Source organism: Rhizobium sp. M1, from assembly GCF_002531805.1.
Lineage (GTDB): Bacteria > Pseudomonadota > Alphaproteobacteria > Rhizobiales > Rhizobiaceae > Rhizobium > Rhizobium etli_C.
On sequence record NZ_NWSW01000001.1, the window covers coordinates 217572 to 242757 of the forward strand.

Below are 25186 nucleotides of genomic sequence, written 5' to 3' on the forward strand. Positions count from 1 at the left end.
GCTTCATCGATCTTCGACGAATCGGGGCCCGTTCATGTAGCAGTCATGATATGCAGTGCAAAAGGCTGAGCAAAACCAGCCATAACTTTGTTTGGATCCAGAACCGAACCCATGTCTATTGCCATTCTTTCTCCGAGCCTTCCCCGCGAACCCGAGATGAAGCAGATCGATCACAATGATTCGATCCGCTCGACCTATCTTTCCATCGAGGACATCAAGGCGATGGGCGATGCAGTCGCCCGTAACGGCGTCGACAAGCTGCCGGCTTTCGCCCCTTTCGATTTCTTCGCACGCCACAAGGAAAATCAGAAGGAAATCCTGCGCGTCTACCGCACGACGGCGACGGATGTCGAGGCCGGCGAGACGATCACGCCGGCGGCGGAATGGCTGCTGGACAACCATTATATCGTCGAAGAGGCAATTCAGGAGGTGCGGCGTGACTTCCCCCGCCGCTTCTACCGCGAATTGCCGACCATGTCTGTCGGCGGAGTCGAGATTCCGCGCACTCTGGTGCTTGCCTGGCTCTACGTCGCCCATACCCACAGCACGATCTCGCAGGAAAGCCTGACGGCGCTGGTCGACGGCTTCCAGGCCAACGAGACGCTGAGGATCGGTGAACTCTGGGCGCTGCCCTCGCTGGTGCGCTACGTGCTCGTCGAAAACCTTCGCCGTATTTCGAGCCGTGTCGAAGCCAGCCGCCGGCTGCGCCGCCGCGCCAACGAGGCCGCCGACGAGCTGGTGCGCCTGACCGATCCGGCCAGGGCGGCCGCCTATCTGAAGACGCTGGAACCGCTGGCCGAGGACAATACCTTCTCGACGCAGTTCCTCTATCGCCTGCGTGACGGCTCGCAGACCTCGAGCCTGGCGATCACCTGGCTCGACGAGCGGCTGGAAGAGCTTGGCCGCAACACCGAAGAGGCGACGACGGCCGAACACAGCCGTCTCTCCTCCGGCAACGTGACGATGGGCAACATCATCCGCAGCCTGCGCGAGATCGACGACACCGAATGGTCGGTCTGGGTCGAGCAGGTCAGCCATGTCGACAAGCTGCTCTGGGAACATTCGGATTACGGCATCCTCGATTCCGGCTCGCGCAACAAATACCGCAAGCAGATCGAGAAGCTCGCCAAGCGTTCGCCGCTGACCGAGATGGAAATCGCCCAGCTGGCGCTCGATATGACGGATGCCGCCAAGGCCTCCGGCGAGCCGCAGCCGCACGAACCGAATGTCGGCGGCTTCCTGTCCGGCGCGCAGCGGCCGAAGCTCGAGGCGCGGGCGAATTACCGCCCGACGGTCACCCAGCATTTCGTGCGCGCCGTGCGCCGGTTCAACTGGCTGGCAATTGCTGTTCCCGTCATGCTGCTGACTGTCATCGCCATGGCTGTTGTCGGCAACTTCATGGCGAATGCCGGCATGGGTCCGATCGAAATCGCCGTGCTGCTGATCATGTTCTCGCTGCCGGCATCGGAAGGAGCGACAGGTCTCTTCAACACGCTTCTTTCCTTCTTCGTGACGCCGGCGCGTCTCGTCGGCTACGAGTTCAAGGAGGGCATTCCGGAGGATGCACGCACGCTGCTCGTCGTGCCCTGCCTGATCTCGAACCGCGACAGCGTCGACGATCACGTGCGCAATCTCGAGGTCCACTATCTCGCCAATCCGCGTGGCGAGATCTATTTCGCGCTGCTCAGCGACTGGCCGGACAGCGATGTCGAGGAGACGCCCGCCGATCTCGAGGTTCTCGACTATGCAAGGCGCGAGATCGCCAATCTTTCCGCCCGCTATGCCTATGACGGCAAGACGCGTTTCTACCTGTTGCATCGCCGCCGTCTCTACAACGCCTCGGAAGGCGTCTGGATGGGCTGGGAGCGCAAACGCGGCAAGCTGCACGAGCTCAACATGCTGCTGCGCGGCGACCGCGACACGACCTATCTGCCGGGCGCCAATGCCGTGCCGGCCAATGTGCAATATGTCATGACGCTCGACGCCGACACGCGCCTGATGCGTGACGCCGTCACCAAGCTCGTCGGCAAGCTCTATCATCCGATCAACCGCCCGGTCATCAATCCGAAAACCGGCCGTGTCGAAAGCGGCTACGGCGTGCTGCAGCCGCGTGTCACGCCGTCGTTGACGACGGGCAAGGACGCCTCGGTCTTCCAGCGCGTCTTTTCGATCAACCGCGGCCTCGATCCTTATGTCTTCACCGTGTCCGACGTCTATCAGGATCTCGCCGGCGAGGGCACCTTCACCGGCAAGGGCCTCTACCATGTCGATGCCTTCGAAGCCTCGCTGAAGGGCCGGATCGACGAGAATTCCGTACTCAGCCACGATCTTCTCGAAGGTTCGATGGCGCGCTGCGCCCTCGTCACCGATCTCGAGCTGGTCGAGGATTTCCCGATCCGCTACGAGGTGGAGACCTCGCGCCAGCATCGCTGGGCGCGCGGCGACTGGCAGCTCCTGCCTTACATGTTCAATCCGAAATACGGCGTCACGGCCCTCGGCCGCTGGAAGATGTTCGACAATCTGCGCCGTTCGCTGACGCCGATCGCCTGGTTCTTCGCCTCGGTGCTCGGCTGGTATTTCATGGGTCCGCTCGGCGCGCTGGTCTGGCAGATTCTGCTGATCTTCTGCCTCTTCGTGGCGCCGACCCTGTCGCTCATCAACGGCATCATCCCGCGCACCAGCGATATCGTCGCCCGCGCCCATCTCTATACGGTCTGGTCGGATATCACGGCCGCCAATGCGCAGGTCGCATTGCGGATCGTCTTCATTGCCGATTCGGCCGCCATGATGGCGGATGCGATCGGCCGTTCGCTCTACCGCCTGTTCGTCAGCCGTAAGCTGATGCTGCAGTGGCGGACCGCCGCCAGCGTTCAGGCCGGCGGGCAAGGCACCCTCACCTCTTATTACAGGCAGATGTGGCATGCGCCTGTGCTGGCGCTGCTGGCGCTTGGTTTCGCAGCCCTTCCCGGCGACAACGCCTTCCTGGTCGGCATCCCCTTCGCGCTGCTGTGGATCCTCTCGCCTGTCGTCGCCTGGTATGTCAGCCAGTCGGCCGAAACCGAGGACCGGCTCGAAGTCGCCGACTCCGTGTCGAGCGAGCTGCGCAAGATCGCTCGGCGCACCTGGCGCTATTTCGAAACCTTCACCACGGCCGAGCAGAATTACCTGCCGCCGGACAATATCCAGGAAACGCCGCATGTCATCGTCGCGGCCCGCACCTCGCCGACCAATATCGGCGTCTATCTGCTTTCCGTCGTGTCCGGCCGGCATTTCGGCTGGTTCTCCTTCGAGGAGACGCTCGAGCGGTTGGAGCAGACGATTGCCACGATCGACAAAATGGAGAAATTCCGCGGCCACCTGTACAACTGGTATCACAGCGATACGCTGCAGACGCTCGGGCCGCGTTACGTCTCGGCGGTCGACAGCGGCAATCTCGCCGGCCACCTGATCGCCGTTTCTTCGGCCTGCCGCAACTGGGCCGAGGCGCCGTCGGCCCATATGCAGGGCAATCTCGACGGTGTCGGCGATACGGCAGGCATTTTGGGCGAAGTGCTGGCGGATCTGCCGGATGACCGCAAGACCGTGCGTCCGCTGCGCCGGCGCCTGGAAGAGCGCATTGTCGGCTTCCAGAACGCGCTTGCCGCCGTCAAGCGCGAGCACGAATTCGCCTCGATCCGCATCATCAACCTCGCCGTTCTCGCCCGCGACATCGAAAAGCTCGCCGCCAATCTCGACCACGAGGTCAAGTCGAAGCAGAGCGAAGAGGTCACCCAATGGGCGGCATCCCTCGTCAAGGTCTGCGAGGCGCATATCTCCGACAGCACCTTCGATCTTTCCAAGGTCGATGCGCTCCGGCCGCGGCTGGTGGCGCTGCGCGACAAGGCTCGCGATCTTGCCTTCTCGATGGATTTCGGCTTCCTGTTCCGGCCGGAGCGGCGCCTGCTGTCGATCGGCTACCGTGTCGAAAGCGGTGAACTCGACCAGGCCTGCTACGATCTTCTCGCGTCGGAATGCCGCCTGACCAGCCTGTTCGGCATCGCCAAGGGCGACCTGCCGACGGAGCACTGGTATCGCCTCGGCCGCCAGGTCGTGCCGGTGGGATCGCGCGGCGCGCTGGTCTCCTGGTCCGGTTCGATGTTCGAATATCTGATGCCACCGCTCGTCATGCAGGAGCGCGGCGGCGGCATTCTCAACCAGACCAACAATCTTGTTGTGGTCGAGCAGATGAACTACGCCCGCAAGCTCGGTATTCCGTGGGGCATTTCGGAAGCGGCCTTCAACGCCCGCGACCATAACCTCAACTATCAGTACACGAATTTCGGCGTGCCGACGCTCGGTCTCAAGCGTGGCCTCGGCCACAATGCCGTCATCGCGCCCTATGCTTCGCTGCTCGCCAGCCAGTACGACCCGCCGGGCGCGCTCGAAAACCTGCAGCGGCTGCGCAAGGTCGGCGCGCTCGGCAAGTTCGGCTTCCACGACGCGGTCGACTTCACGCCGACGCGCGTGCCGGAAGGCAAGAAATGCGCTGTGGTCTACAATTATTATGCCCACCATCACGGCATGTCGATCGCCGCCGTCGCCAACGTCGCCTTCAACGGCCATCTGCGCGAGCTCTTCCATTCCGACCCGGTCATCGAGGCGGCGGAGCTGCTGCTGCAGGAAAAGGCGCCGCGCGACATTCCTGTTATGAGCGGCAAGCATGAATCCGACACGCCGGCCAGCATCCAGGACGATCTGCTGCGGCCGGAGATCAGGAAGATCAGCGATCCGGCGTCGCGCGACCGCGAACTCGTGTTCCTGTCGAACGGCCACTACTCGCTGATGCTGACGGCGACGGGCGCCGGTTATTCCCGCTGGAACGGCCTCTCCGTTTCCCGCTGGAAGGCCGATCCGACCGAAGATCGCTGGGGCACCTTCATCTTCCTGCGTGATACCGCCACCAACGAATGGTGGTCGGCGACAGCAGAGCCGAAGGGCGTCGAGGGCGAAAAGATCAAGGTCGAGTTCGCCGACGAGAAGGCGCAGTTCACCAAGACGGTTGGTGATCTGACGAGCGAGGTAGAATGCATCATTGCGACCGAGCATGATGCCGAGGCCCGCCGTGTCACCCTGCTCAACATGGGCACGGAAGACCGTTTCATCGAGGTCACCTCCTATCTCGAACCTGTCATCACCTCGGATGATACCGACAACGCGCATCCGGCCTTCGCCCGCATGTTCGTCAAGACCGAGATCGGCAAGCGTGGCGACGTCATTCGCGCCGAACGCAACAAACGCGATCCGAACGAGCCGAACATCAGCATCGCGCATCTGATCGTCGACAATGCCGGCGACACCCGTCACACCGAATTCGAGACCGACCGGCGCAAGTTCATCGGCCGTGGCCGCAGCCTCGCCGATGCGGCGGCCTTCGATCCGGGCGCCACACTTTCCGGCAGCGACGGCTTCATGCTCGATCCCGTCATGTCGCTGCGCCGCACCGTGCGTGTGCCGGCCGGCAAAAAGGTCAGCGTGTTCTTCTGGACGATCGCCGCTCCAAACCGCGACGAGGTCGACAAGGCGGTCAATCGCTACCGTCATCCCGACGCCTTCAACCACGAGCTCGTCCAGGCCTGGACGCGCACCCAGGTGCAGATGCGGCACGTCGGCGTCACCTCGCAGCAGGCGGCAGCCTTCCAGCATCTCGGACGCTACCTCGTCTATCCCGACATGCAGCTGCGCAAGGATGAAGCGACCGTCGAGGCCGGCCTGCGGTCGCAATCGGCGCTGTGGCCTCTGGCGATCTCCGGCGATTTTCCGATTTTCACGTTGCGCGTCAACGACGACATGGATCTCGATATTGCCCGCGAGGCCCTGCTGGCGCAGGAATATCTGCGCTCGCGCGGCGTCACTGCCGATCTCATCATCATGAACGAACGTGCCTCTTCCTACGCACAGGACATGCAGCACGCGCTCGACGCCATGTGCGAGAACGTGCGTCGCATGGGCCAGGCCGACGGCTTGCGTCAGCATATCTTCGCGGTTCGAAAGGACCTGATGGAGGAGAGCACCTATCGTGCGGTGATCGCGGCTTCCCGCGTCACCCTGCATGCGAAGAACGGCAAGGTGATCGATCAGATCAACCGCGCCGTCGCCCTGTTTGCGCCGTCGAAGGATGAGCTGCAGGAAATGGAGCGCGCCGAGCGCAACAAGGTTCCGGTCAAGCGCATCGCGCCGGTGCCGCCGCCTGTCGTGCCGGCCGTCGTCATCGAGGAGGAAGGCGATCTCGACTTCTGGAACGGCATCGGCGGCTTTGCCCGAGACGGTCGCGAATATGTCGTTCGCCTGCCCGGCGGTCATGCAACGCCCCAGCCCTGGATCAACGTCATTTCCAATGACAGGTTCGGCTTTCACGTGTCGGCCGAAGGCGCAGGCTTCACCTGGAGCGTCAATTCGCGCGACTACCAGTTGACCTCCTGGTCGAACGATGCCGTGGTCAACCGCTCAGGTGAGGCCTTCTATCTCGCCGATCTCGACAGCGGTGCTGTCATGACGCCGTTCGCGGCGTTGTCGCGCCGGCCGGACATTCGTTTCGAAGCCCGCCATGGGCTCGGCTATTCGATCTTCTCGAGCGTCCAGCACGAGATTGCGCTTGAGCTGACGCAGACGATCGCCCGCGACAAGCCGGTGAAGCTGCAGCGCCTGCGGCTGCGCAATACCGGCTCGACCGGCCGCAGGCTGCGGCTCTACGGTTACGTCGAATGGGTCCTCGGCAGCAATCCGGGACGCACGGCCCCCTTCATCCTGTCGAGCCACGATGAGGAGACGGGCGCGCTGTTCGCCACCAATCCCTACAGCATCGATTTTTCCAACCGAACCGCCTTCTTCGCGGCGAGCGAGACGCCTTCGAGCGTCTGCGCAAGCCGGCGCGAGTTCATCGGCAAGGCGGGAACGATCCAGGCGCCGCAGGCCGTTGCGTCAGCGGCTGCTCTTTCGGGTGCGACCGAACTCGACGGCGATCCGGCCGCGGCTCTGGCTATCGACATCGAGCTTAGCGCCGGCGAAGAGCGCGATTTCACCTTCTTCCTCGGCGATACGCCGACGGAAGAAGAAGCGCGCGCCGTCATCGCCGATATCCGCAAGGCTTCCTTCGACGATGCCGTCGAGGCAAACCGCAGCTTCTGGCGGGATTTCACCGGCAGGCTGCAGATCTCGACGCCGGATCGCGGGATGAACAATCTCGTCAACACGTGGCTGCCCTATCAGAGCCTCGGCTGCCGGATCATGGCCCGCACCGCCTTCTACCAGGCAAGCGGCGCCTTTGGCTTCCGCGATCAGCTGCAGGACACGCTGGCCTTCCTGCTGCACGAACCCTCGATCGCCCGCCGGCAGATCCTGAACGCCGCCTCGCGCCAATTCCGCGAGGGCGACGTCCAGCATTGGTGGCTGCCGGGAACGGGTGCGGGCGTCCGCACGATGATCTCGGACGACGTCGTCTGGCTGAGCTATGCGATCCACCACTATTGCAGCGTCACCGGCGACAAGAGCGTGCTCGACGAGGAAATTGCCTTCCTGGAAGGTCCGGCGCTTCTCGAGGGACAGCACGACTCCTTCTACAAGCCGGAGATTTCCGAGGATAAGGCGAGCGTCTACGAACATGCGGCGCTGGCACTCGATCTCGCCATCGCCCGCAAGGGGACTAACGGCCTGCCGCTGTTCCTCGGCGGCGACTGGAACGACGGCATGAACCGCGTCGGCATCGCCGGCCGCGGCACCAGCGTCTGGCTCGGCTGGTTCCTGGCAGGCGCCTTGCGCTCCTTCATTCCCTATGCCGAAGAGCGCGGCGACACGGCGCGCGCAAAGCGCTGGTCTGCACATCTCAAGGACTTGAAGAAGGCGCTCGAAACCGCCGGATGGGACGGCGGCTACTATCGCCGCGGCACGTTCGACGATGGCGCACTCCTCGGTTCCAAGGAAAGCCCGGAATGCCGGATCGATTCGATCGCGCAGTCCTGGAGCGTTCTGTCCGGCGAGGGCGACCCGGCCCGCGCCGTCAAGGCCATGGACGCCGTGCTCGATCAACTGGTCGACGAGGAAGCCCGCATCATCCGGCTGTTCACGCCGCCTTTCGTCAATTCCGCCAGGGATCCAGGTTATATCAAGGCTTATCCGCCGGGCGTGCGCGAAAACGGCGGCCAATATACCCATGCCGCGACCTGGGTGGTGATGGCGCTGGCGGAGCTCAAGCGGGGCGATGATGCACTGCGCTGCTTCCAGATCCTCAACCCGATCACCCATGCGCTCGACAAGGCTTCGGCCGAGCAATACCGGGTCGAACCCTATGTCGTGGCCGCCGACGTCTATGGACATGAGCCTTATACGGCACGCGGCGGCTGGACCTGGTACACCGGCTCGGCCGGCTGGCTCTACCGGGCTGCCGTCGAGGGCATTCTCGGTATCCGCTTGAAAGACGGCCGGCTTTATGTGCGTCCGTCGCTCCCGTCGGAATGGGACGGTTTTGCGGCAGAGGTGGAGCGGGGCGACGGCAAATACCGCATTTCGGTCTCAAAAGCGTCCAATGCCAGCGGCTACACTCTGTCGATCAACGGCAGCGAAATCGCCGATCCCGAAGAGGGATATCCGCTCGGATAAAAGCGTTTCTCCACGCAGACATCACGGCGATTCGCGGACGGCCAAAAGGGAACCCTTTTGGCCGTCGTCGCGTTTGCAAATCGGATAACAGGAGACACCCCATGGCAAGCACGCTGACCGAAGCCATCGGCGCCGAGCGCAGTTCCCTATCCGTAGCTGCGCCAGGGCGCGATACACGGCTTGACGTGCTGCGTGGCCTCGCCCTGATCATGATCTTCATCAATCATGTTCCCGGGCAGTTCTTCGAATATGCCACGACGAAGAATTTCGGCTTCTCCGATGCCGCCGAGGCCTTCGTGCTGATATCGGGCATTGCCGTCGGCCTTGCCTACGGCTCCCGCTTTCAGCCGGGCAACCGGCTCAGAATGGCGATCAAGGCGGTAAAGCGAGCCTTCACGCTCTACCTCGCCCATATGATCACGACCTTCATGACGCTGGCGCTGTTCATCTGCGGCGCCTGGCTGTTCCACCGGCCCGGGCTGCTTGTCGAAATCAATATTCTGGCGGTTCTGATGAACCTCAAGGACGGCATTCCGGCGCTGCTCCTGCTCGGCCACCAGATCGGCTACAACAATATCCTGCCCATGTACGGGGCTTTGCTGCTGATGGTGCCCATCCTCCTTCTCCTGAACGAGCGAAGCCCGCTGCTGGCGCTTGCCGTCTCGGGCACGGTCTGGCTGCTCGCCGGCATTTATCAGGTGGCGCCGCACAACATGCTGATCGAGGGCTATTGGTTCCTCAATCCGCTGTCCTGGCAGTTCCTGTTTTCGATCGGTATCGTCTCGATCCTGCACATCAAGCGCGGCGGCCGGATCCCGCAGCATCCGCTATTGCTTGCGGTCGCCGCCGCTTACGTCGTGCTGTCCTTCGTCTGGGTGACAGGTCATCTCTGGATTTTCGGCAACTCGCTGGCAGCGCTCGGCCTGCCGCCTGTTATCACCGGTTTCGACAAGACCTTCCTGTCGCTGCCGCGGCTGCTGCATGTGCTGGCGCTGACCTATCTGATTATCAGCATCCCCGCATGCTCCCGCATCCTGCGGCGTCCCGCAGACCACCCGCTGACGATCCTCGGCCGCCATTCGCTCAACATCTTTGTCGCCGGCACGATCCTCGCCATGGTCGGCCAGGTGGTGCTCTACATCACCAACAAGGATCCGCTGGTCGGCCCGATCTTCGTCATCGCCGGCATCGCGACGCAATTCACCTATGCCTACTATCTCGAGCACAAGCGTCAGCAGGGCAAGGTCAAGAGCAAGCTCGTCACCGAGGTTGCCGCCGTCCCGGTGCCCGTGCGGATCGGCGGAGCGGCAAACACCTATCGCCGCACCAATCGGAAATAGCAGCCAGCCTTGCCTTGATATAACTGAGCCGGCGGGCCATGCCCGCCGGCTCAGTTTTTGTGAACGAGGATGTTCACCAGCCTGCCCAGGGGATCGCGGACATAAAAGCGCCGGACGCCCCAGGGCTCGTCCACCGGGCCGTATTCGATCGGAAAACCGGCGGCCGACATCGCCGCGAAAGCAGCATCCAGATCGTCGACTTCGATCGAGAGATCCGGCACCGGTGTGCCGGAGCCGCCTTGGCTGGCGACGCTCATCTGAACGTTCATAGCCCTCGCGGCGCCGAAGGTGGTGATCCAACCGTGATCCATGATGACGTCGAGACCGAGGATATCCTGATAGAACCGCCGCGCCGGCGTGATGTCGGGTGCCGCAATATTGGCGACGATGCGCAGGACCTTCATGGGCTTTCCTTCCGATGCTTGGACAAGGCGGAAGGTAGGAAGATCGGCAGGGTGGTCAATTGGAGTTTGGCTTGGAATGGCGGCGTGCGGCACCCCTCTGCCCGGCAGGGCAGAGGGGTGTGGCTCATGGTACACGGTTGTTGTGTGTCGTAGGTCCCGCCAAACAAAAAGGCCGGAAGGAGCTACCCTTCCGGCCTTTGTTTTGAAACCCGACCGATCAGGCGGCTTCGGTGGCGTGGGCTTTGCGAACTTCGTCGTCCGTCAGGATACCGCTGGCGCGCAGCAGGGCGGCGAAACGGCCGTTGCTGTGGCTAAGCTCGTCGAAGCTGCCCTGCTCGGCGACGCGGCCGTTGTCCAGGAAGAGCACCATATCGGCTTCACGGACCGTCGACAGACGGTGGGCGATGATGAAGGTGGTGCGGTTCTCACGCAGGTTGTCGATCGCCGCCTTGACGCGGGCTTCGGTCTCGACATCGAGCGCCGAGGTCGCCTCGTCGAGCACCAGGATCGGCGCGTCCTTGAGGATGGCGCGGGCGATTGCGATGCGCTGGCGCTCGCCGCCGGAGAGCTTGTTGCCGCGTTCGCCGACATGCGTATCGTAACGGTCCTTGCGGGTTTCGATGAAGTCGGCGGCGGCGGCGGCTTCGGCCGCACGGCGCATTTCCTCTTCGCTGGCACCCTCGCGGCCGAGGCGGATATTGTCGCTGATCGAGCGGTTCAGCAGGCCGGCATCCTGGAAGACGGTGGCGATATGGCGACGCAGCGACTTGCGGGTCACCTTGGTGATATCGGTGCCGTCGACGAGGATCTGGCCACCCTGCGGGTCGTAAACGCGCTGCAGCAGGTTGACCAGCGTCGTCTTGCCGGCGCCGGTCGGGCCGACGATGGCAACCGTCTGGCCGGCCTTCACCGAGAAGGAGACATTGTGCAGACCCTGCGAGCTGTTGCCGAAGCCGAAGGAGACGTCGCGGAATTCGACTGCCCCCTTGACGCTCTTGATCTCGCCGTTGCCGGCCGGCTCTTCGCGTTCACGCACCGAATCTTCGAGCGTGTAGAAGTCCTGCAGCTTGGAACGGGCCTCGAAGATCTGCGTGGCGAATTGACGCATCAGGTCGAGGCGGGCAATCAGCAGGTTGGCAAAGCCGATGAAGGCAATGACGTCACCGACGCGCAGCTGGCCGGACTGAACGAGCATCGTGCCGATGATCAAGACAACCATCATCGCGATGGTCGAGGCCATCCGGTTCAGCGCACTGGCGATCGCCCACCAGTCGAGCACCGGATACTGGGCTTCCAGCAGCCGGTCGGCGAAGGATTTCAACGCCTTGGTTTCGGCTTCGATGCGGTTGTAGCTATGCAGAACGGACACGTTGCTGATCGAGTCGCTGACATGCGAGAAGACGGTATGGTAGTGGTTCTCGACCGAAGCCTGGCCATCCTTGGTGCGGCTCATGACCACACGACCGATCAGCCAGTAGGCAATGCCGAGCACGATCAGGACGGCCGACAGCCGCAGGTCCATCGATATTGCGGTCGGCACCAGCAGGGCAAGCGCGATGACCGTCGACAGATGGTTGCGCATGAATTCCAGCCAGAGGCCGAACAGCGTCTCGCAGGCGCGCAGCAGCGTATGCAGCGCGTTGGAGGTGCCGCGCTGGTGGTGCCAGGCGAGCGGCATGGAAATGATCCGGCCGAAAGCCTCCGTCAGCAACGTGGCCCGCCGCCCATGGGCAAGCCGGTCGGCTTCGCGCGACACCAGGACGAAGGCGATGGTGTTGAACACGGCGAAGCCCGCCCACATGAACAGGATGGGCTTGACTTCACCCTTGCCCGAGATCGCATCGATGATGCGACCGAACAGGATTGGTTCCGCAATGGTGATGGTCGCCAGAACAATATTGGCAATAACGACCAGGGATACGCGGAGCTTGTAGGCGCCAAGATAGCGCAGAGCTCTTGCATAGACCTTGAATAGCGACACGTCTAACCTCTTGTGCATCTGCGAAAAACGGGAATGGTGCGATGCTACGAAAGGCTACCTGAACCGGCGATTAACGGAGTATTCAGAGTTCATCCGAGGGTTAATCAACCTGAGCCGACTTTCGCGGCTTGCGGCTAATCCGAAGCGGCATCAACAACATAGAGCAGTGGATCGGGTGACGAGAACTCACATTTTTCGCCATCGGGGTCTAGCGCGGGAATTGCGGGCACCTTATATGCCGCAACAATTTGCGCTTGCATTTTAATAAATGTTTAGCACAGCATTAAATAGAGACTGCATTTTTTGAAGAAGACCGTTCCGCGACCAAGGTGAGAATGCCGCCAACGGCCTCGATGCGGACTTGGGGTCCGGACAAAGGGCGTTTTTTGTGAAAATTAATTCGTTAATTCAATTGCTTGTCATTTTGGAAGAATGCTCCAATCCGGATGCCGTCGTCGCCGAGCTCGAGCAGGTCCTCCACCTTTCCGGCTTCGAGTATTACGGTCTGCTGCGCCATTTGCAGCAAGGTCCGGCGCAGCAGGAACTGCGGGCCGCGCCGCTCGCCGGCCGCTGGCCGGAACAATGGCTGCAGATATATGCCGCGAAAAAATATGTCCGGATCGATCCGATGGTGCGCTATCTCACCCACGCACAACGGCCGTTCCGCTGGCGGGAGAGTATGGCGGCGTTCAACGGCGATGCACATCGGCGCCGCATGGAGCAGATGATGGTCGATGCCTTCGGCCACGGATTGGAGGACGGCTATCTCTTTCCGATCCACGGGCGCAACGGCATTCTGGGCAGCCTCAGTCTCGGCGGCAGACCGATCGACTTGTCGCCGGTGGAGATCGCCTTGCTCGAGGCCGTGGCACGCAAGACCTTCTGGCGTTTGCTCGAGCTGACAGGCGAGGCCGAGGCGCTGGAGACGCTGCTGCCGTCTGAGACGCCGCTGACGCGGCGCGAGATGGAAATCCTGCACTATCTCGCCGACGGCATGACGTCGATGGAGATCAGCAAGATGCTGAAGATCTCGAACCACACCGTCGATTGGTATATGAACGGGCTGCAGAACAAGCTGAAGGCGAAGAACAGGCAACAGGCGGTGGCGCTTGCCTTCCGCCATGGCCTGATAAGCTGAGCTTTTCCTTATCCATTTCGCCAAAATCGCTGCATACTGCCAGTCGACATGTCTCGTATGGCGAGAAAGTGCGTTTCGCAGTCGCAAGAGAAATTGAACTTCCTGTGACAAGAAGTTAAGAATTTTCTTCGCGGGTGCAGCATGCCCGCGTCTGAACGACGGAGGAGACCGTTTTGCCCATTTCCAAGATACTCGTTGCCAATCGCTCTGAAATAGCCATTCGCGTGTTCCGCGCGGCCAACGAGCTTGGAATAAAAACGGTGGCGATCTGGGCGGAAGAGGACAAGCTGGCGCTGCATCGCTTCAAGGCGGATGAGAGCTATCAGGTCGGACGCGGTCCGCATCTTGCCCGCGATCTCGGGCCGATCGAAAGCTATCTGTCGATCGACGAGGTGATCCGGGTCGCCAAGCTTTCGGGCGCCGATGCCATTCACCCCGGTTACGGCCTCTTGTCGGAAAGCCCTGAGTTCGTCGATGCCTGCAACAAGGCCGGTATCATTTTCATCGGCCCGAAGGGCGATACGATGCGCCAGCTCGGCAACAAGGTGGCGGCGCGCAATCTGGCGATCTCGGTCGGCGTGCCCGTCGTGCCGGCAACCGAACCGTTGCCGGACGATATGGCCGAAGTGGCGAAGATGGCCGAAGAGATCGGTTATCCCGTGATGCTGAAGGCTTCCTGGGGTGGAGGCGGGCGCGGCATGCGCGCGATCCGTGATCCCAAGGATCTCGCCCGCGAGGTGACCGAGGCCAAGCGCGAGGCGATGGCGGCCTTCGGCAAGGACGAGGTCTATCTGGAAAAGCTCGTCGAGCGCGCCCGCCATGTCGAAAGCCAGATCCTCGGCGACACACACGGCAATGTCGTGCATCTCTTCGAGCGCGACTGCTCGATCCAGCGCCGCAACCAGAAGGTCGTCGAGCGCGCGCCGGCACCCTATCTTTCCGAGGCGCAGCGCCAGGAGCTCGCCGCCTATTCGCTGAAGATCGCGGCGGCGACGAATTACATCGGCGCCGGCACCGTCGAATATCTGATGGATGCCGATACCGGCAAATTCTACTTCATCGAGGTCAATCCGCGTATCCAGGTCGAGCATACGGTGACCGAAGTCGTCACCGGCATCGATATCGTCAAGGCGCAGATCCACATCCTCGACGGCGCCGCGATCGGCACGCCGGAATCGGGCGTTCCCGCTCAAGCCGACATCCGTCTCAACGGCCATGCGCTGCAGTGCCGCATCACGACAGAAGATCCGGAGCACAACTTCATTCCGGATTACGGCCGCATCACCGCCTACCGTTCGGCTTCCGGCTTCGGCATCCGCCTTGACGGCGGCACTTCCTATTCCGGCGCCATCATCACCCGCTATTATGATCCGCTGCTCGTCAAGGTGACGGCCTGGGCGCCGAACCCGTCCGAAGCGATCAGCCGCATGGACCGGGCGCTACGCGAATTCCGCATCCGCGGCGTCGCCACCAACCTGACCTTCCTCGAAGCGATCATCGGCCACCAGAAGTTCCGCGACAACAGCTATACCACCCGCTTCATCGACACGACGCCGGAGCTCTTCCAGCAGGTCAAGCGCCAGGACCGCGCGACGAAGCTCCTGACCTATCTCGCCGACGTCACCGTCAACGGTCATCCCGAGGCCAAGGACCGGCCGAAGCCCATCGAGAATGCCGCCAAGCCGGTGGTGCCCTACGCCAACGGCAATGGCGTCAAGGACGGCACCAAGCAGCTGCTCGACACGCTCGGGCCGAAAAAGTTCGGCGAATGGATGCGGGGTGAGAAGCGCGTGCTTCTGACCGATACGACGATGCGCGACGGCCATCAATCGCTGCTCGCCACCCGCATGCGCACCTATGACATCGCCCGGATCGCCGGCACCTATGCGCATGCGCTGCCGAACCTCTTGTCGCTCGAATGCTGGGGCGGCGCGACCTTCGACGTCTCGATGCGCTTCCTCACCGAAGATCCGTGGGAGCGGCTGGCGCTGATCCGCGAGGGCGCGCCGAACCTGCTCTTGCAGATGCTGCTGCGCGGCGCCAATGGCGTTGGCTACACCAACTATCCCGACAATGTCGTCAAATATTTCGTCCGCCAGGCGGCCCGGGGCGGCATCGATCTCTTCCGCGTCTTCGACTGCCTGAACTGGGTCGAGAACATGCGGGTATCGATGGATGCGATCGCCGAGGAGAACAAACTCTGCGAGGCGGCGATCTGCTATACCGGCGATATCCTGAATTCCGCCCGCCCGAAATACGACCTGAAATACTATACCGATCTTGCCGTCGAACTGGAGAAGGCCGGCGCCCATATCATCGCGCTGAAGGATATGGCGGGTCTCTTGAAGCCGGCGGCGGCGAAGGTGCTGTTTAAGGCGCTGCGCGAGGCGACCGGCCTGCCGATCCACTTCCACACGCACGACACGTCGGGCATTGCGGCCGCGACCGTTCTTGCCGCCGTCGAAGCCGGCGTCGATGCCGTCGATGCGGCGATGGATGCGCTGTCCGGCAATACCTCGCAGCCCTGTCTCGGCTCGATCGTCGAGGCGCTTTCCGGCTCGGAGCGCGATCCCGGCCTCGATCCGGAATGGATCCGCCGCATCTCCTTCTATTGGGAAGCGGTGCGCAACCAATATGCCGCCTTCGAAAGCGACCTCAAAGGCCCGGCCTCGGAAGTCTATCTGCACGAAATGCCGGGCGGCCAGTTCACCAACCTCAAGGAACAGGCCCGCTCGCTGGGGCTGGAGACACGCTGGCACCAGGTGGCGCAGGCCTATGCCGACGCCAACCAGATGTTCGGCGATATCGTCAAGGTGACGCCCTCCTCCAAGGTGGTCGGCGACATGGCGCTGATGATGGTCAGCCAGGACCTGACGGTCGCCGACGTCGTCAGCCCCGAGCGCGAAGTCTCCTTCCCGGAATCGGTGGTCTCGATGCTGAAGGGCGATCTCGGCCAGCCGCCGTCGGGATGGCCGGCAGCGCTGCAGAAGAAGGCGCTGAAGGGCGAAAAGCCCTATACGGTACGTCCCGGCTCGCTGCTGAAGGAAGCCGATCTCGATGCCGAGCGCAAGGTCATCGAGACCAAGCTGGAGCGCCAGGTCAGCGATTTCGAGTTCGCCTCCTACCTGATGTATCCGAAGGTCTTCACCGACTTTGCGCTCGCCTCCGATACCTATGGCCCGGTCTCGGTGCTGCCCACGCCGGCCTATTTCTACGGGCTGGCCGATGGCGACGAGCTGTTTGCCGATATCGAAAAGGGCAAGACGCTCGTCATCGTCAATCAGGCGATGAGCGCCACCGACAGCCAGGGCATGGTCACCGTCTTCTTCGAGCTCAACGGCCAGCCGCGCCGCATCAAGGTGCCGGATCGGGCCCATGGGGCAACGGGTGCGGCCGTGCGCCGCAAGGCCGAACCCGGCAATGCCGCTCATGTCGGTGCGCCGATGCCCGGCGTCATCAGCCGCGTCTTCGCCTCGTCCGGCCAGGCTGTCAGCGCCGGTGACGTGCTCGTCTCCATCGAGGCGATGAAGATGGAAACGGCGATCCATGCGGAAAAGGATGGAACCATTGCCGAAATCCTCGTCAAGGCCGGCGACCAAATCGATGCCAAGGACCTGCTTGTCGTCTATGCCGGTTGAGGCTTGTTCAGGTGGCCGGCCGCTTCGGCCAATCACCCGATTGTGTGTGACCGGGCTGTCGGAAAGCTGATTTTTCGAAGCGTTTACGGCCTCCTCGCCTTGCCCGGCGAGGAGGCTTTCTCATAGACTTGAGGTCGTATATCCGCCCCAAGACCAACCAGGAAATCGTCTCCATGAGCAAGTTGAAGATTGCCGTCATCGTCGGCAGCACGCGTATTGGCCGTTTCGCCGAACATCCGGCCAAGTGGATCGCCGGGCTCGTCGGCCAGCGCTCCGATCTCGAAGTCGAGGTTCTCGATCTTCTCGACTATCCCATGCATTTCTTCGGCGAAGAGCGCGCAACGACGGCGGAAAGCGACGCCGCCGAGCGCTGGAAGAAGAAGCTACGCGAATTCGACGGCTTCATTTTCACCGTCGCCGAGTACAATCATGGGCCGACGGCGGTTTTGAAAAATGCCATCGATCTCGGCGAGTTCATCCAGAAGCCGGTCGGCTTCGTCGGCTATGGCGGCGTTGGCGGGGCGCGGGCCGTCGAGCAGCTTCGCCTGATCTTCGTCGAAATGAGCGCAGCTTCGGTCAAGACAGGCGTTCACATTGCCTTCAGCGAATATCTTGCCGTTCTCAAGGAGGGCAAGCAGCTTGGGGACTACGCGCATCTCAACGAAGCCGCCAAGAACATGCTCGACCAGCTGACCTGGTGGGGCAACGCCTTGAAGGCCGCGCGCGCCGTCGTCACGGCCGCTTGATCGGAATGCCGGCGGTGCCGGGGCGACAGCCCGGCACCGTTTTAAATATCGTAGGTATGCGCCGCGTTGATCGTCGAGATGAACCGCTTGGTGCGTTCGCGCTGCGGCGCGGTGAAGATCGCTCTGGCGCTGCCCGTTTCCACCACGCTGCCGGCTTCCAGGAAGACGACGTCATTGGCGATCTTGGAGGCGAGGCGCAGATCATGGGTCGCCATCACCATGGTCGTGCCTTCCCGGGCCAGCTGGCCCAGCACATCGACCACTTCCGCCGAGAGTTCCGGATCGAGCGCCGAGGTCGGCTCGTCGCACAGAAGCACGCGCGGCGACGGCGCCAGCGCCCGGGCGATCGCCACGCGCTGCTGCTGGCCACCCGATAATGTCGAGGGCCAGGCATCGGCCTTGTGCGCCATGCCGACCTTGGTCAAGAGTTCCGTGGCGCGTTCGCGGGCTTTCTCCTTCGGCCATTTCAGCACCGTGACCAGCCCTTCCATGACATTTTCGATCGCGGTTTGATGCGGGAAGAGCTGGAAGTTCTGGAAGACCATGCCGGTCTGACGGCGGATTTTCTGAACCGCCTGCCAGCCGACGCGTTTGCCGGGCGCGAAGGAAAGCTCTGCCTCGCCGAGGCGGATTGCACCTGATGTCGGGATTTCGAGCAGGTTGATACAGCGCAGCAGCGTGCTTTTGCCGCCGCCTGAGGGTCCGACCAGCGCGGTAACGCTGCCCTCGGGGATGCGAATGCTGATATCCTTCAGGATGATGGCGTCGCCGAAGCGCTTTTCGATGTTGGAAAGCTCGATCATGCATTCGCCTCCAGCATGCCGCCATATCGCGCGAAGCGGCGTTCCAGCCGCACCTGCAGCTGCGAGAGGATGGAGCTCAGGACAAGATAGATCAGCGCCGCCTCGATATAGAGGATCAGCGGCTCATAGGTGGTGGCGACGATGCGCTGCGCGGCCTGGAAGAGCTCCGGCACGGTGATGGCGGCGGCAAGCGACGTGTCCTTCACCAGCGAGATGAACGTATTCGACAACGGCGGTACGGCGACGCGGCCGGCCTGCGGCAGGATGGTGCGGCCCATGGCCTGACGCCAGCTCATGCCGATCGAATAGGCCGCTTCCCACTGGCCCTTGGGCACGGAGGAGATGACGGCGCGGATGATCTCGGAGCTGTAGGCGCCGATATTCAACGTAAAGCCGATGAGGGCGGCGGGAAAGGCATCGAGCAGGATGCCGATGCTCGGCAGGCCGTAGAAGATCACAAAGAGCTGCACGAGCAGCGGTGTGCCGCGGATGACCCAGACATAGAAACGGGCGACGATCGCGACCGGTGCGGGACCGAAGAGACGGGCGATCGCGGTGATCAGGCCGAGGATCAGGCCGAAGCTGAAGGACAGCAGCGTGAGGGGGATGGTGAAGATCAGCCCCGCCCAGAGGAGCGAGGGGAGCGATTCCGCCATCAGTTGGAGCCAGTGCTGCAAGGAAGGTTCTCTCTCGTCGGTTGGGTGGTGATATCTCGAATACCCCTCCCCAACCCCGCCCCACAAGGGGGAGGGGCTTGGATGCCGCTCCCGACGCTTTCCACTTCATCATTTCATCCGCAGGAAGGCTGCTGTTTTCTGCAAGCGGATGCTGCGAGTTAGCCCCTCCCCATATGGGGAGGGGTTGGGAGGGGACTTTTTCCCTCGAGCTTACTTCGATACGTCCTGGCCGAAATATTTGTCGGCGATCTTCTTGTACGTACCGTCCGCCTTGATGTCGGCGAGCGCCTTGTTGATTTCGGCGAGCAGTTCCGGCTCGCCCTTGCGGATGATGATGCCGGAGTAATCGGCATTTTCCTGCTCTGCGGCAATCTTCACCGGCGCGTCCGGCTTGTGCTTCTTGAAATCGAGGAAGGAGAGGCTGTCGTTGATCGTCGCATCGGCGCGCTTGGTCAGCACGAGCTGGATCGACTGGTCGAAACCGTCGGTGCCGACGAGTTCTGCGCCGGCTTCGGTCGCGAGCTTGCCGAAATTGCTGGTCAGCGACTGGGCGGATTTCTTGCCCTTCAGATCGGCGAAGGTCTTGATGCTGTCGTCGCCGTCGCGGACGATCAGCACCGCCTTGGAAGCGATATAGGGTTCGGAGAAATCATACTTCTGCTTGCGGGCTTCGGTGATGCCGACCTGGTTGATGACGGTGTCGTAGCGCTTGGCGTCGAGGCCGGCGATCAGGCCATCCCACTTGCCTTCGACGAATTCGGCCTTGACGCCGAGCTTTGCGGCGATCGCTTCGCCGATCTCGACGTCGAAGCCGACGAGCTTGCCGCTTTCGTCATGATAGGTGAAGGGCGCATAGGTGCCCTCGGTGCCGATCTTGAAGACGCCCGCCGATTTGATGGCGGCAAGGTTTTCGCCGGCATGGGCGGGCAGGAGGGCAGCAGCCTGAATGAGGGCAGCGGCGGCGACGGTTTTCAACCAGTTCATTGTTCTATCCATCCTTGGGAGGTTGTGATCGGATGCGGCATAGTTCGCAGAAAACTAGGGCGTCGGAAGCGAAGAAAACTGCGAATAAAAGCAGCAAGTGCAAATATTTTTCTCAAGCGGCCGACCGGGCCTCGAATTGCCGGGAACCGGGCCATTCTGCCCTTCGTTGGTGGGGCTTTATTTCAATAGGTCAGAAAACGTGTGACCGTGCATGTTGCATGCACGGTCGTAAGCGTTTATGCACGTTTCACATCATTCAATTTTCGATCTGGTAGAAACATGCAGGATTTTCTGTTGCGAGAGCGCCAAGGTGTGATTTCCGAGAGGCTGCGGCTGAACGGCCGCGTGCTGGCGGCGGAACTTGCGCTCGAATTCGGCGTCTCCGAAGATACGGTGCGGCGCGACCTTCGCGAGATGGCAGCGGCGGGGCTCTGCGAGCGGGTCTATGGCGGCGCCTTGCCGGTCGCGCCGGCCTATGGAAGCCTGACCCAGCGCATCGGCCTTGCCGCCGACCGGAAGCAGGCACTGGCGCGGGCCGCGGCAAAGCAGATCGCCGCCGGTTTGACGGTGTTCTTCGATGCCGGCAGCACCAATCTGGCGATTGCCAATGCCTTGCCGGCCGAACTCGAACTGACGGCTGCGACCAATGCGCCGGCGATTGCCGCGGTGCTGATCGACAAGCCCGCCGTCAACGTCATCCTGATCGGCGGCATGGTGGATCGGCAGACCGGCGGGGCGCTCGGCGCCAAGGCGCTGCGGGATATGGAACAGATATCGCCGGATCTCTGTATTCTCGGCGCCTGCGGCGTCGATCTCGAGGCCGGCATCACCGCGTTCGGCTTCGAGGATGCGGAGTTCAAACGGTTTGCCACGTCGAAAAGCAGAAAAGTTCTGGTGGCCGTGACCTCGGAAAAATTTGGCACCGCCGCCCCCCACAGCATCCTGCCGATGGCGCATTGCGAATGCCTGGTTGTCGAGCACGATGCCGACCCGGCCGTCCTTGCCGGCTACCGCGCGCGCGGCTGCAGGACCGTCATCGCCGAGCAAACGAACTGAGACCGCTGTCATAGAGTTTAGGGAAACCGGGCGCGCAAACCCGGCAACGAGGAAAGACCGAGAAATGGACAGTCATGTGAGTGCACCGCGGGGAGCCAGGAGCGGCTTCATTACCAGAAACAGGGCGGCGGTTTCCCTGCTCTTTCTCATGAACGGCTTCGTCGTCGGCTGCTGGGCACCGAAGATCCCGGATTTTGCCGAGCGTCTTGGGCTCAGCAAGTTCGAGCTCGGGCTTATGATCATCGTCTTCGGTGTCGGCTCGCTGGTCATGATGCCGATCGCCGGCGCGCAGATCGCCAAACATGGCTCGCGTGTCGTCGTTCGGGCAACCGCCGTTTGCGTGCTGCCGCTGCTCCTGGCTTTGACGCTCGCCCCGAACGTGATCACCGCGGCTATCTCGCTCTTCCTGTTCGGCGGCTTCATTGGCGCCATGGACGTGGCGATGAATGCCAACGCGGTCTCTGTCGAAAAATCCATGCGCCGCGCCATCATGTCGTCCTGCCACGCCTTCTGGAGCCTCGGCGGGTTGATCGGCTCCGGTCTCGGCGGCATTGTCATCGCCAAGCTCGGCATTCTCGGCCATGCGCAGCTGGCGACCGTACTGGCGGCGATCTTCGTTGCCGTCGCCTGGCCGATGATCCTTGCGGATCCCCCCCATCCCGATGCCAAGAAGGAGAAGACGAGACTGCCGATGGTACCGCTGCCGTGGCTGCTCGGCTTGATGGCGCTGTTCTCCATGGTGCCGGAAGGCGCGGTTCTGGATTGGGGCGCGCTTTACCTCCGGCAGGAAATGAATGCGTCGGTCGCCCTTTCGGGTCTCGGTTTCGCAGCCTTTTCGGCGACCATGGCGACCATGCGCTTTGCCGGCGATCTGGTGCGCGATCGCCTCGGAGGCGTCAAGACGCTACGCATCTGCACACTCTTTGCCATCGTCGGCATGTTGCTTGCTGGCCTTGCGCCGGACGCCGAGATCGCCATCCTGGGTTTTGCCCTTTGCGGCATCGGCATTTCCAACATGGTGCCGATCGCTTTCTCGGCGGCAGGCAATATTCCCGGCCTCAAACCCGGCATCGGCATCTCCGTCGTCACGACGATGGGCTATTCCGGCATGCTCGTCGCGCCGTCGCTGATCGGTTTCGTTGCTGAACATATCGGATTTGCCGTGGTCTTTATGGCGCTGCCGGTGCTGCTGCTGTTCGTTCTCGCGTTTTCGAAGCTGGCCCATTATGCCGACGGAGTTTCCGGGGGCGGCCATTGAGCCGCCTCCAAACAAAAGTGATATAGGGGGCGGTTGACAAGAAAGCGGTCATGATCCACCTGAAAGGCACCATTTCTAAAGCGCGGCGCAATCTTTTCAGATTCGCTTGCCGCGCTTTAGATCTTTGTTTTACGCATGTCGTTATCGCAAAACCGCTGCGCACTGCGCGACATGCTTAGGGGTGCAAGAGCTTTCAATGTTGTCAGCCGCCGATTTTGATCCGAAACCGCGCCGCACTTCCGTTGCCGTCGATGTCGGCGGCGTCATCGTCGGCGGCGGCGCACCGATCGTCGTGCAATCCATGACGAACACCGATACGGCCGATATCGACTCGACCGTCGCCCAGGTCGCGGCGCTCCACCGGGCAGGCTCGGAGCTGGTCCGCATCACCGTCGACCGCGACGAGAGTGCGGCTGCCGTGCCGAAGATCCGCGAGCGGCTGCTGCGGCTCGGCATGGACGTGCCGCTGATCGGCGACTTCCATTATATCGGTCACAAGCTGCTCGCCGATCACCCGGCCTGCGCCGAGGCCCTGGCAAAATACCGCATCAATCCCGGCAATGTCGGTTTCAAGGACAAGAAGGACAAGCAGTTCGCCGAGATCATCGAGATGGCGATCCGCTACGACAAGCCGGTGCGCATCGGCGTCAACTGGGGCTCGCTCGATCAGGATCTGCTGACGGCGCTGATGGACCAGAATGCTGAAGCCGGTTCACCGCTTTCGGCCCGGCAGGTGACGCGCGAGGCGATCGTGCAGTCGGCGCTGCTTTCGGCGGCTCTTGCCGAGGAAATCGGCCTGCCGCGCAACCGCATCATCCTCTCGGCCAAGGTCAGCCAGGTGCAGGATCTGATCGCCGTCAATTCCATGCTCGCCGAGCGCTCCAACCATGCGCTGCATCTCGGCCTGACCGAAGCCGGCATGGGCAGCAAGGGCATCGTCGCCTCGTCGGCGGCGATGGGCTTCGTGCTGCAGCATGGCATCGGCGATACGATCCGCGTGTCACTGACGCCGGAGCCGAACGGCGACCGTACGCGTGAAGTCCAGGTGGCGCAGGAAATCCTGCAGGTCATGGGCTTCCGCCAGTTCGTGCCTGTCGTTGCCGCCTGTCCGGGCTGCGGACGCACGACGTCAACGGTGTTCCAGGAACTGGCCCAGAACATCCAGAACGATATCCGCAAGAACATGCCGGTCTGGCGCGAGAAATATCCCGGCGTCGAGGCGCTGAATGTCGCCGTCATGGGCTGCATCGTCAACGGACCGGGCGAAAGCAAACACGCCGATATCGGCATTTCCCTTCCCGGCACCGGCGAGACGCCGGCCGCGCCCGTTTTCATCGACGGCAAGAAGGCGCTGACGCTGCGCGGCCCCAATATCGCCGCTGATTTCGAAGCACTTGTCGTCGATTATATCGAGAAGCGCTTCGGCCAGCGGACAGCGGCGGAATGAAGACCGGCGTGTTTGGATGAGCCGGTACTGGTCTCCCATTGTCAGCAAGCTTCGGCCCTATGTCGCGGGGGAGCAGCCTCGCATTCCCGGCCTGATCAAGCTTAACACCAACGAGAATCCCTACGGGCCGTCTCCCAGGGCGCTCGAGGCGATCGGGCAGGCGGCGGACGATCGTCTGCGGCTCTATCCCGATCCGGCTGCAACGGAATTGCGCGAAGCGATCGCCGCCCGTTTCGGTCTGGCAGCAGATGAAGTGTTCGTCGGCAACGGCTCCGACGAGGTGCTCGCTCATACGTTTCAGGCGCTGCTGAAACACGAGCTGCCGCTTCTCTATCCGGATGTCAGCTATCCGTTCTATCCAGCCTATAGCCTGCTATACGACGTCGAAACGATCGAGGTGCCTGTCGACGACAGGTTCCGGATCCGGCCGGCGGATTACGACAGGCCGTGCGGCGCGATCCTCATCCCCAATCCGAATGCGCCGACCGGCATCGGCCTGCCGCTTGCCGACATAGAGGCGCTTGTCGCCGCCCATCCGGATGCGGTCGTGGCGATCGACGAGGCCTATGTCGATTTCGGGGGTGAAAGCGCTGTCCCGCTCATTTCCAAATATCCCAATCTGCTTGTCATTCAGACCTTGTCGAAATCCCGCTCGCTTGCGGGTCTGCGCGTCGGTTTTGCGCTGGGGCAGCGGGAGCTGATCGAGGCGCTGGTGCGCGTCAAGGACAGCTTCAACTCCTATCCGCTCGATCGCCTGGCGCAGGTCGCCGCGACGGCGGCGATCAAGGACGAGGCGTGGTTCGAGACGTGCCGGAAGAAGCTCATCGCCAGCCGGGACGCTCTCGTCCGGGAACTCGAAGCGCTGGATTTCCAAGTGCTGCCGTCTCAGGCGAATTTCGTCTTCGCAAGGCACGAAAGTCGATCGGGTGCCGCGCTTCAAGCAGCGCTGCGGGAACGTGGCGTTCTCGTGCGGCATTTCGCCAAGCCGCGCATTTCGGAATTCCTGCGCATCAGCATCGGCACGGATCAGGAATGCGCCCGTCTGGTGTCCGCTCTCAAGGAAATATTGTCGGCCTGATCAGT

14 protein-coding genes are annotated in these 25186 nt (G+C 62.3%); 9 read left to right on the forward strand and 5 right to left on the reverse strand.

What is annotated here, in order from left to right; genetic code table 11:
* The first annotated feature begins 111 nt into the window (after nt 1-111).
* Nucleotides 112-8631 carry a glucoamylase family protein gene (locus CO655_RS01135; RefSeq protein WP_097663521.1) on the forward strand — a complete coding sequence of 2840 codons (8520 nt, stop codon included), beginning with the start codon at nt 112-114 and terminating at the stop codon, nt 8629-8631.
* Nucleotides 8632-8732: 101 nt separating this feature from the next.
* Nucleotides 8733-9971: an OpgC domain-containing protein gene (gene opgC, locus CO655_RS01140; protein ID WP_097663522.1), complete on the forward strand. Its 1239-nt coding sequence runs from the start codon at nt 8733-8735 to the stop codon at nt 9969-9971.
* Nucleotides 9972-10021: 50 nt separating this feature from the next.
* Here opgC and CO655_RS01145 read toward each other — a convergent pair whose 3' ends face one another.
* Nucleotides 10022-10375, reverse strand: coding sequence for a VOC family protein (locus tag CO655_RS01145; RefSeq protein WP_097663523.1), 354 nt, complete (start codon nt 10373-10375; stop codon nt 10022-10024).
* Nucleotides 10376-10592: 217 nt separating this feature from the next.
* Nucleotides 10593-12356 carry a glucan ABC transporter ATP-binding protein/ permease gene (locus CO655_RS01150; protein WP_064683884.1) on the reverse strand — a complete coding sequence of 588 codons (1764 nt, stop codon included), beginning with the start codon at nt 12354-12356 and terminating at the stop codon, nt 10593-10595.
* A 388-nt stretch (nt 12357-12744) separates the two neighbouring features.
* Between CO655_RS01150 and CO655_RS01155 the strand changes: the two genes are divergently transcribed.
* From CO655_RS01155 to CO655_RS01165, 3 genes are all read left to right on the forward strand, one after another.
* A complete protein-coding gene (locus CO655_RS01155) occupies nt 12745-13494 on the forward strand; it encodes a LuxR family transcriptional regulator (protein ID WP_097663524.1) in 750 nt (249 codons plus the stop codon).
* 173 nt (nt 13495-13667) lie between these two features.
* Nucleotides 13668-17132 (forward strand): pyruvate carboxylase, encoded by a 3465-nt coding sequence (gene pyc / locus CO655_RS01160; RefSeq protein ID WP_097663525.1) that lies wholly within the window; start codon nt 13668-13670, stop codon nt 17130-17132.
* Nucleotides 17133-17305: 173 nt separating this feature from the next.
* The gene (locus CO655_RS01165; RefSeq protein ID WP_097663526.1) at nt 17306-17878 is read left to right on the forward strand and encodes an NAD(P)H-dependent oxidoreductase; all 573 of its coding nucleotides are present in this window, start codon (nt 17306-17308) and stop codon (nt 17876-17878) included.
* A 41-nt stretch (nt 17879-17919) separates the two neighbouring features.
* Here the strand turns inward: CO655_RS01165 and CO655_RS01170 are convergent, their stop codons facing one another.
* From CO655_RS01170 to CO655_RS01180, 3 genes are all read right to left on the reverse strand, one after another.
* On the reverse strand, nt 17920-18681 hold the full coding sequence (locus CO655_RS01170) for an amino acid ABC transporter ATP-binding protein (RefSeq protein WP_097663527.1): 762 nt from the start codon (nt 18679-18681) through the stop codon (nt 17920-17922).
* Nucleotides 18678-19358 (reverse strand): amino acid ABC transporter permease, encoded by a 681-nt coding sequence (locus CO655_RS01175; protein WP_097663528.1) that lies wholly within the window; start codon nt 19356-19358, stop codon nt 18678-18680. Before CO655_RS01175 ends, CO655_RS01170 begins: the two co-directional genes overlap by 4 nt.
* Before the next feature lie 210 nt (nt 19359-19568).
* Nucleotides 19569-20342: an amino acid ABC transporter substrate-binding protein gene (locus tag CO655_RS01180; RefSeq protein WP_038691934.1), complete on the reverse strand. Its 774-nt coding sequence runs from the start codon at nt 20340-20342 to the stop codon at nt 19569-19571.
* 279 nt (nt 20343-20621) lie between these two features.
* Here CO655_RS01180 and CO655_RS01185 point away from each other — a divergent pair, with 279 nt between their 5' ends.
* The 4 genes from CO655_RS01185 to hisC all read left to right on the forward strand — a co-directional run bounded on the left by CO655_RS01185 (nt 20622) and on the right by hisC (nt 25181).
* Nucleotides 20622-21398: a DeoR/GlpR family DNA-binding transcription regulator gene (locus CO655_RS01185; RefSeq protein ID WP_097663529.1), complete on the forward strand. Its 777-nt coding sequence runs from the start codon at nt 20622-20624 to the stop codon at nt 21396-21398.
* A gap of 64 nt (nt 21399-21462) precedes the next feature.
* Complete coding sequence (locus CO655_RS01190; protein WP_097605870.1) at nt 21463-22656, forward strand: MFS transporter; 1194 nt, start codon at nt 21463-21465, stop codon at nt 22654-22656.
* A gap of 196 nt (nt 22657-22852) precedes the next feature.
* Nucleotides 22853-24103 (forward strand): flavodoxin-dependent (E)-4-hydroxy-3-methylbut-2-enyl-diphosphate synthase, encoded by a 1251-nt coding sequence (ispG, locus tag CO655_RS01195; RefSeq protein ID WP_097663530.1) that lies wholly within the window; start codon nt 22853-22855, stop codon nt 24101-24103.
* A 16-nt stretch (nt 24104-24119) separates the two neighbouring features.
* Entirely contained in the window at nt 24120-25181 is a 1062-nt protein-coding gene (gene hisC, locus CO655_RS01200; protein WP_097663531.1) for a histidinol-phosphate transaminase, read from the forward strand.
* Nucleotides 25182-25186 lie beyond the last annotated feature (5 nt).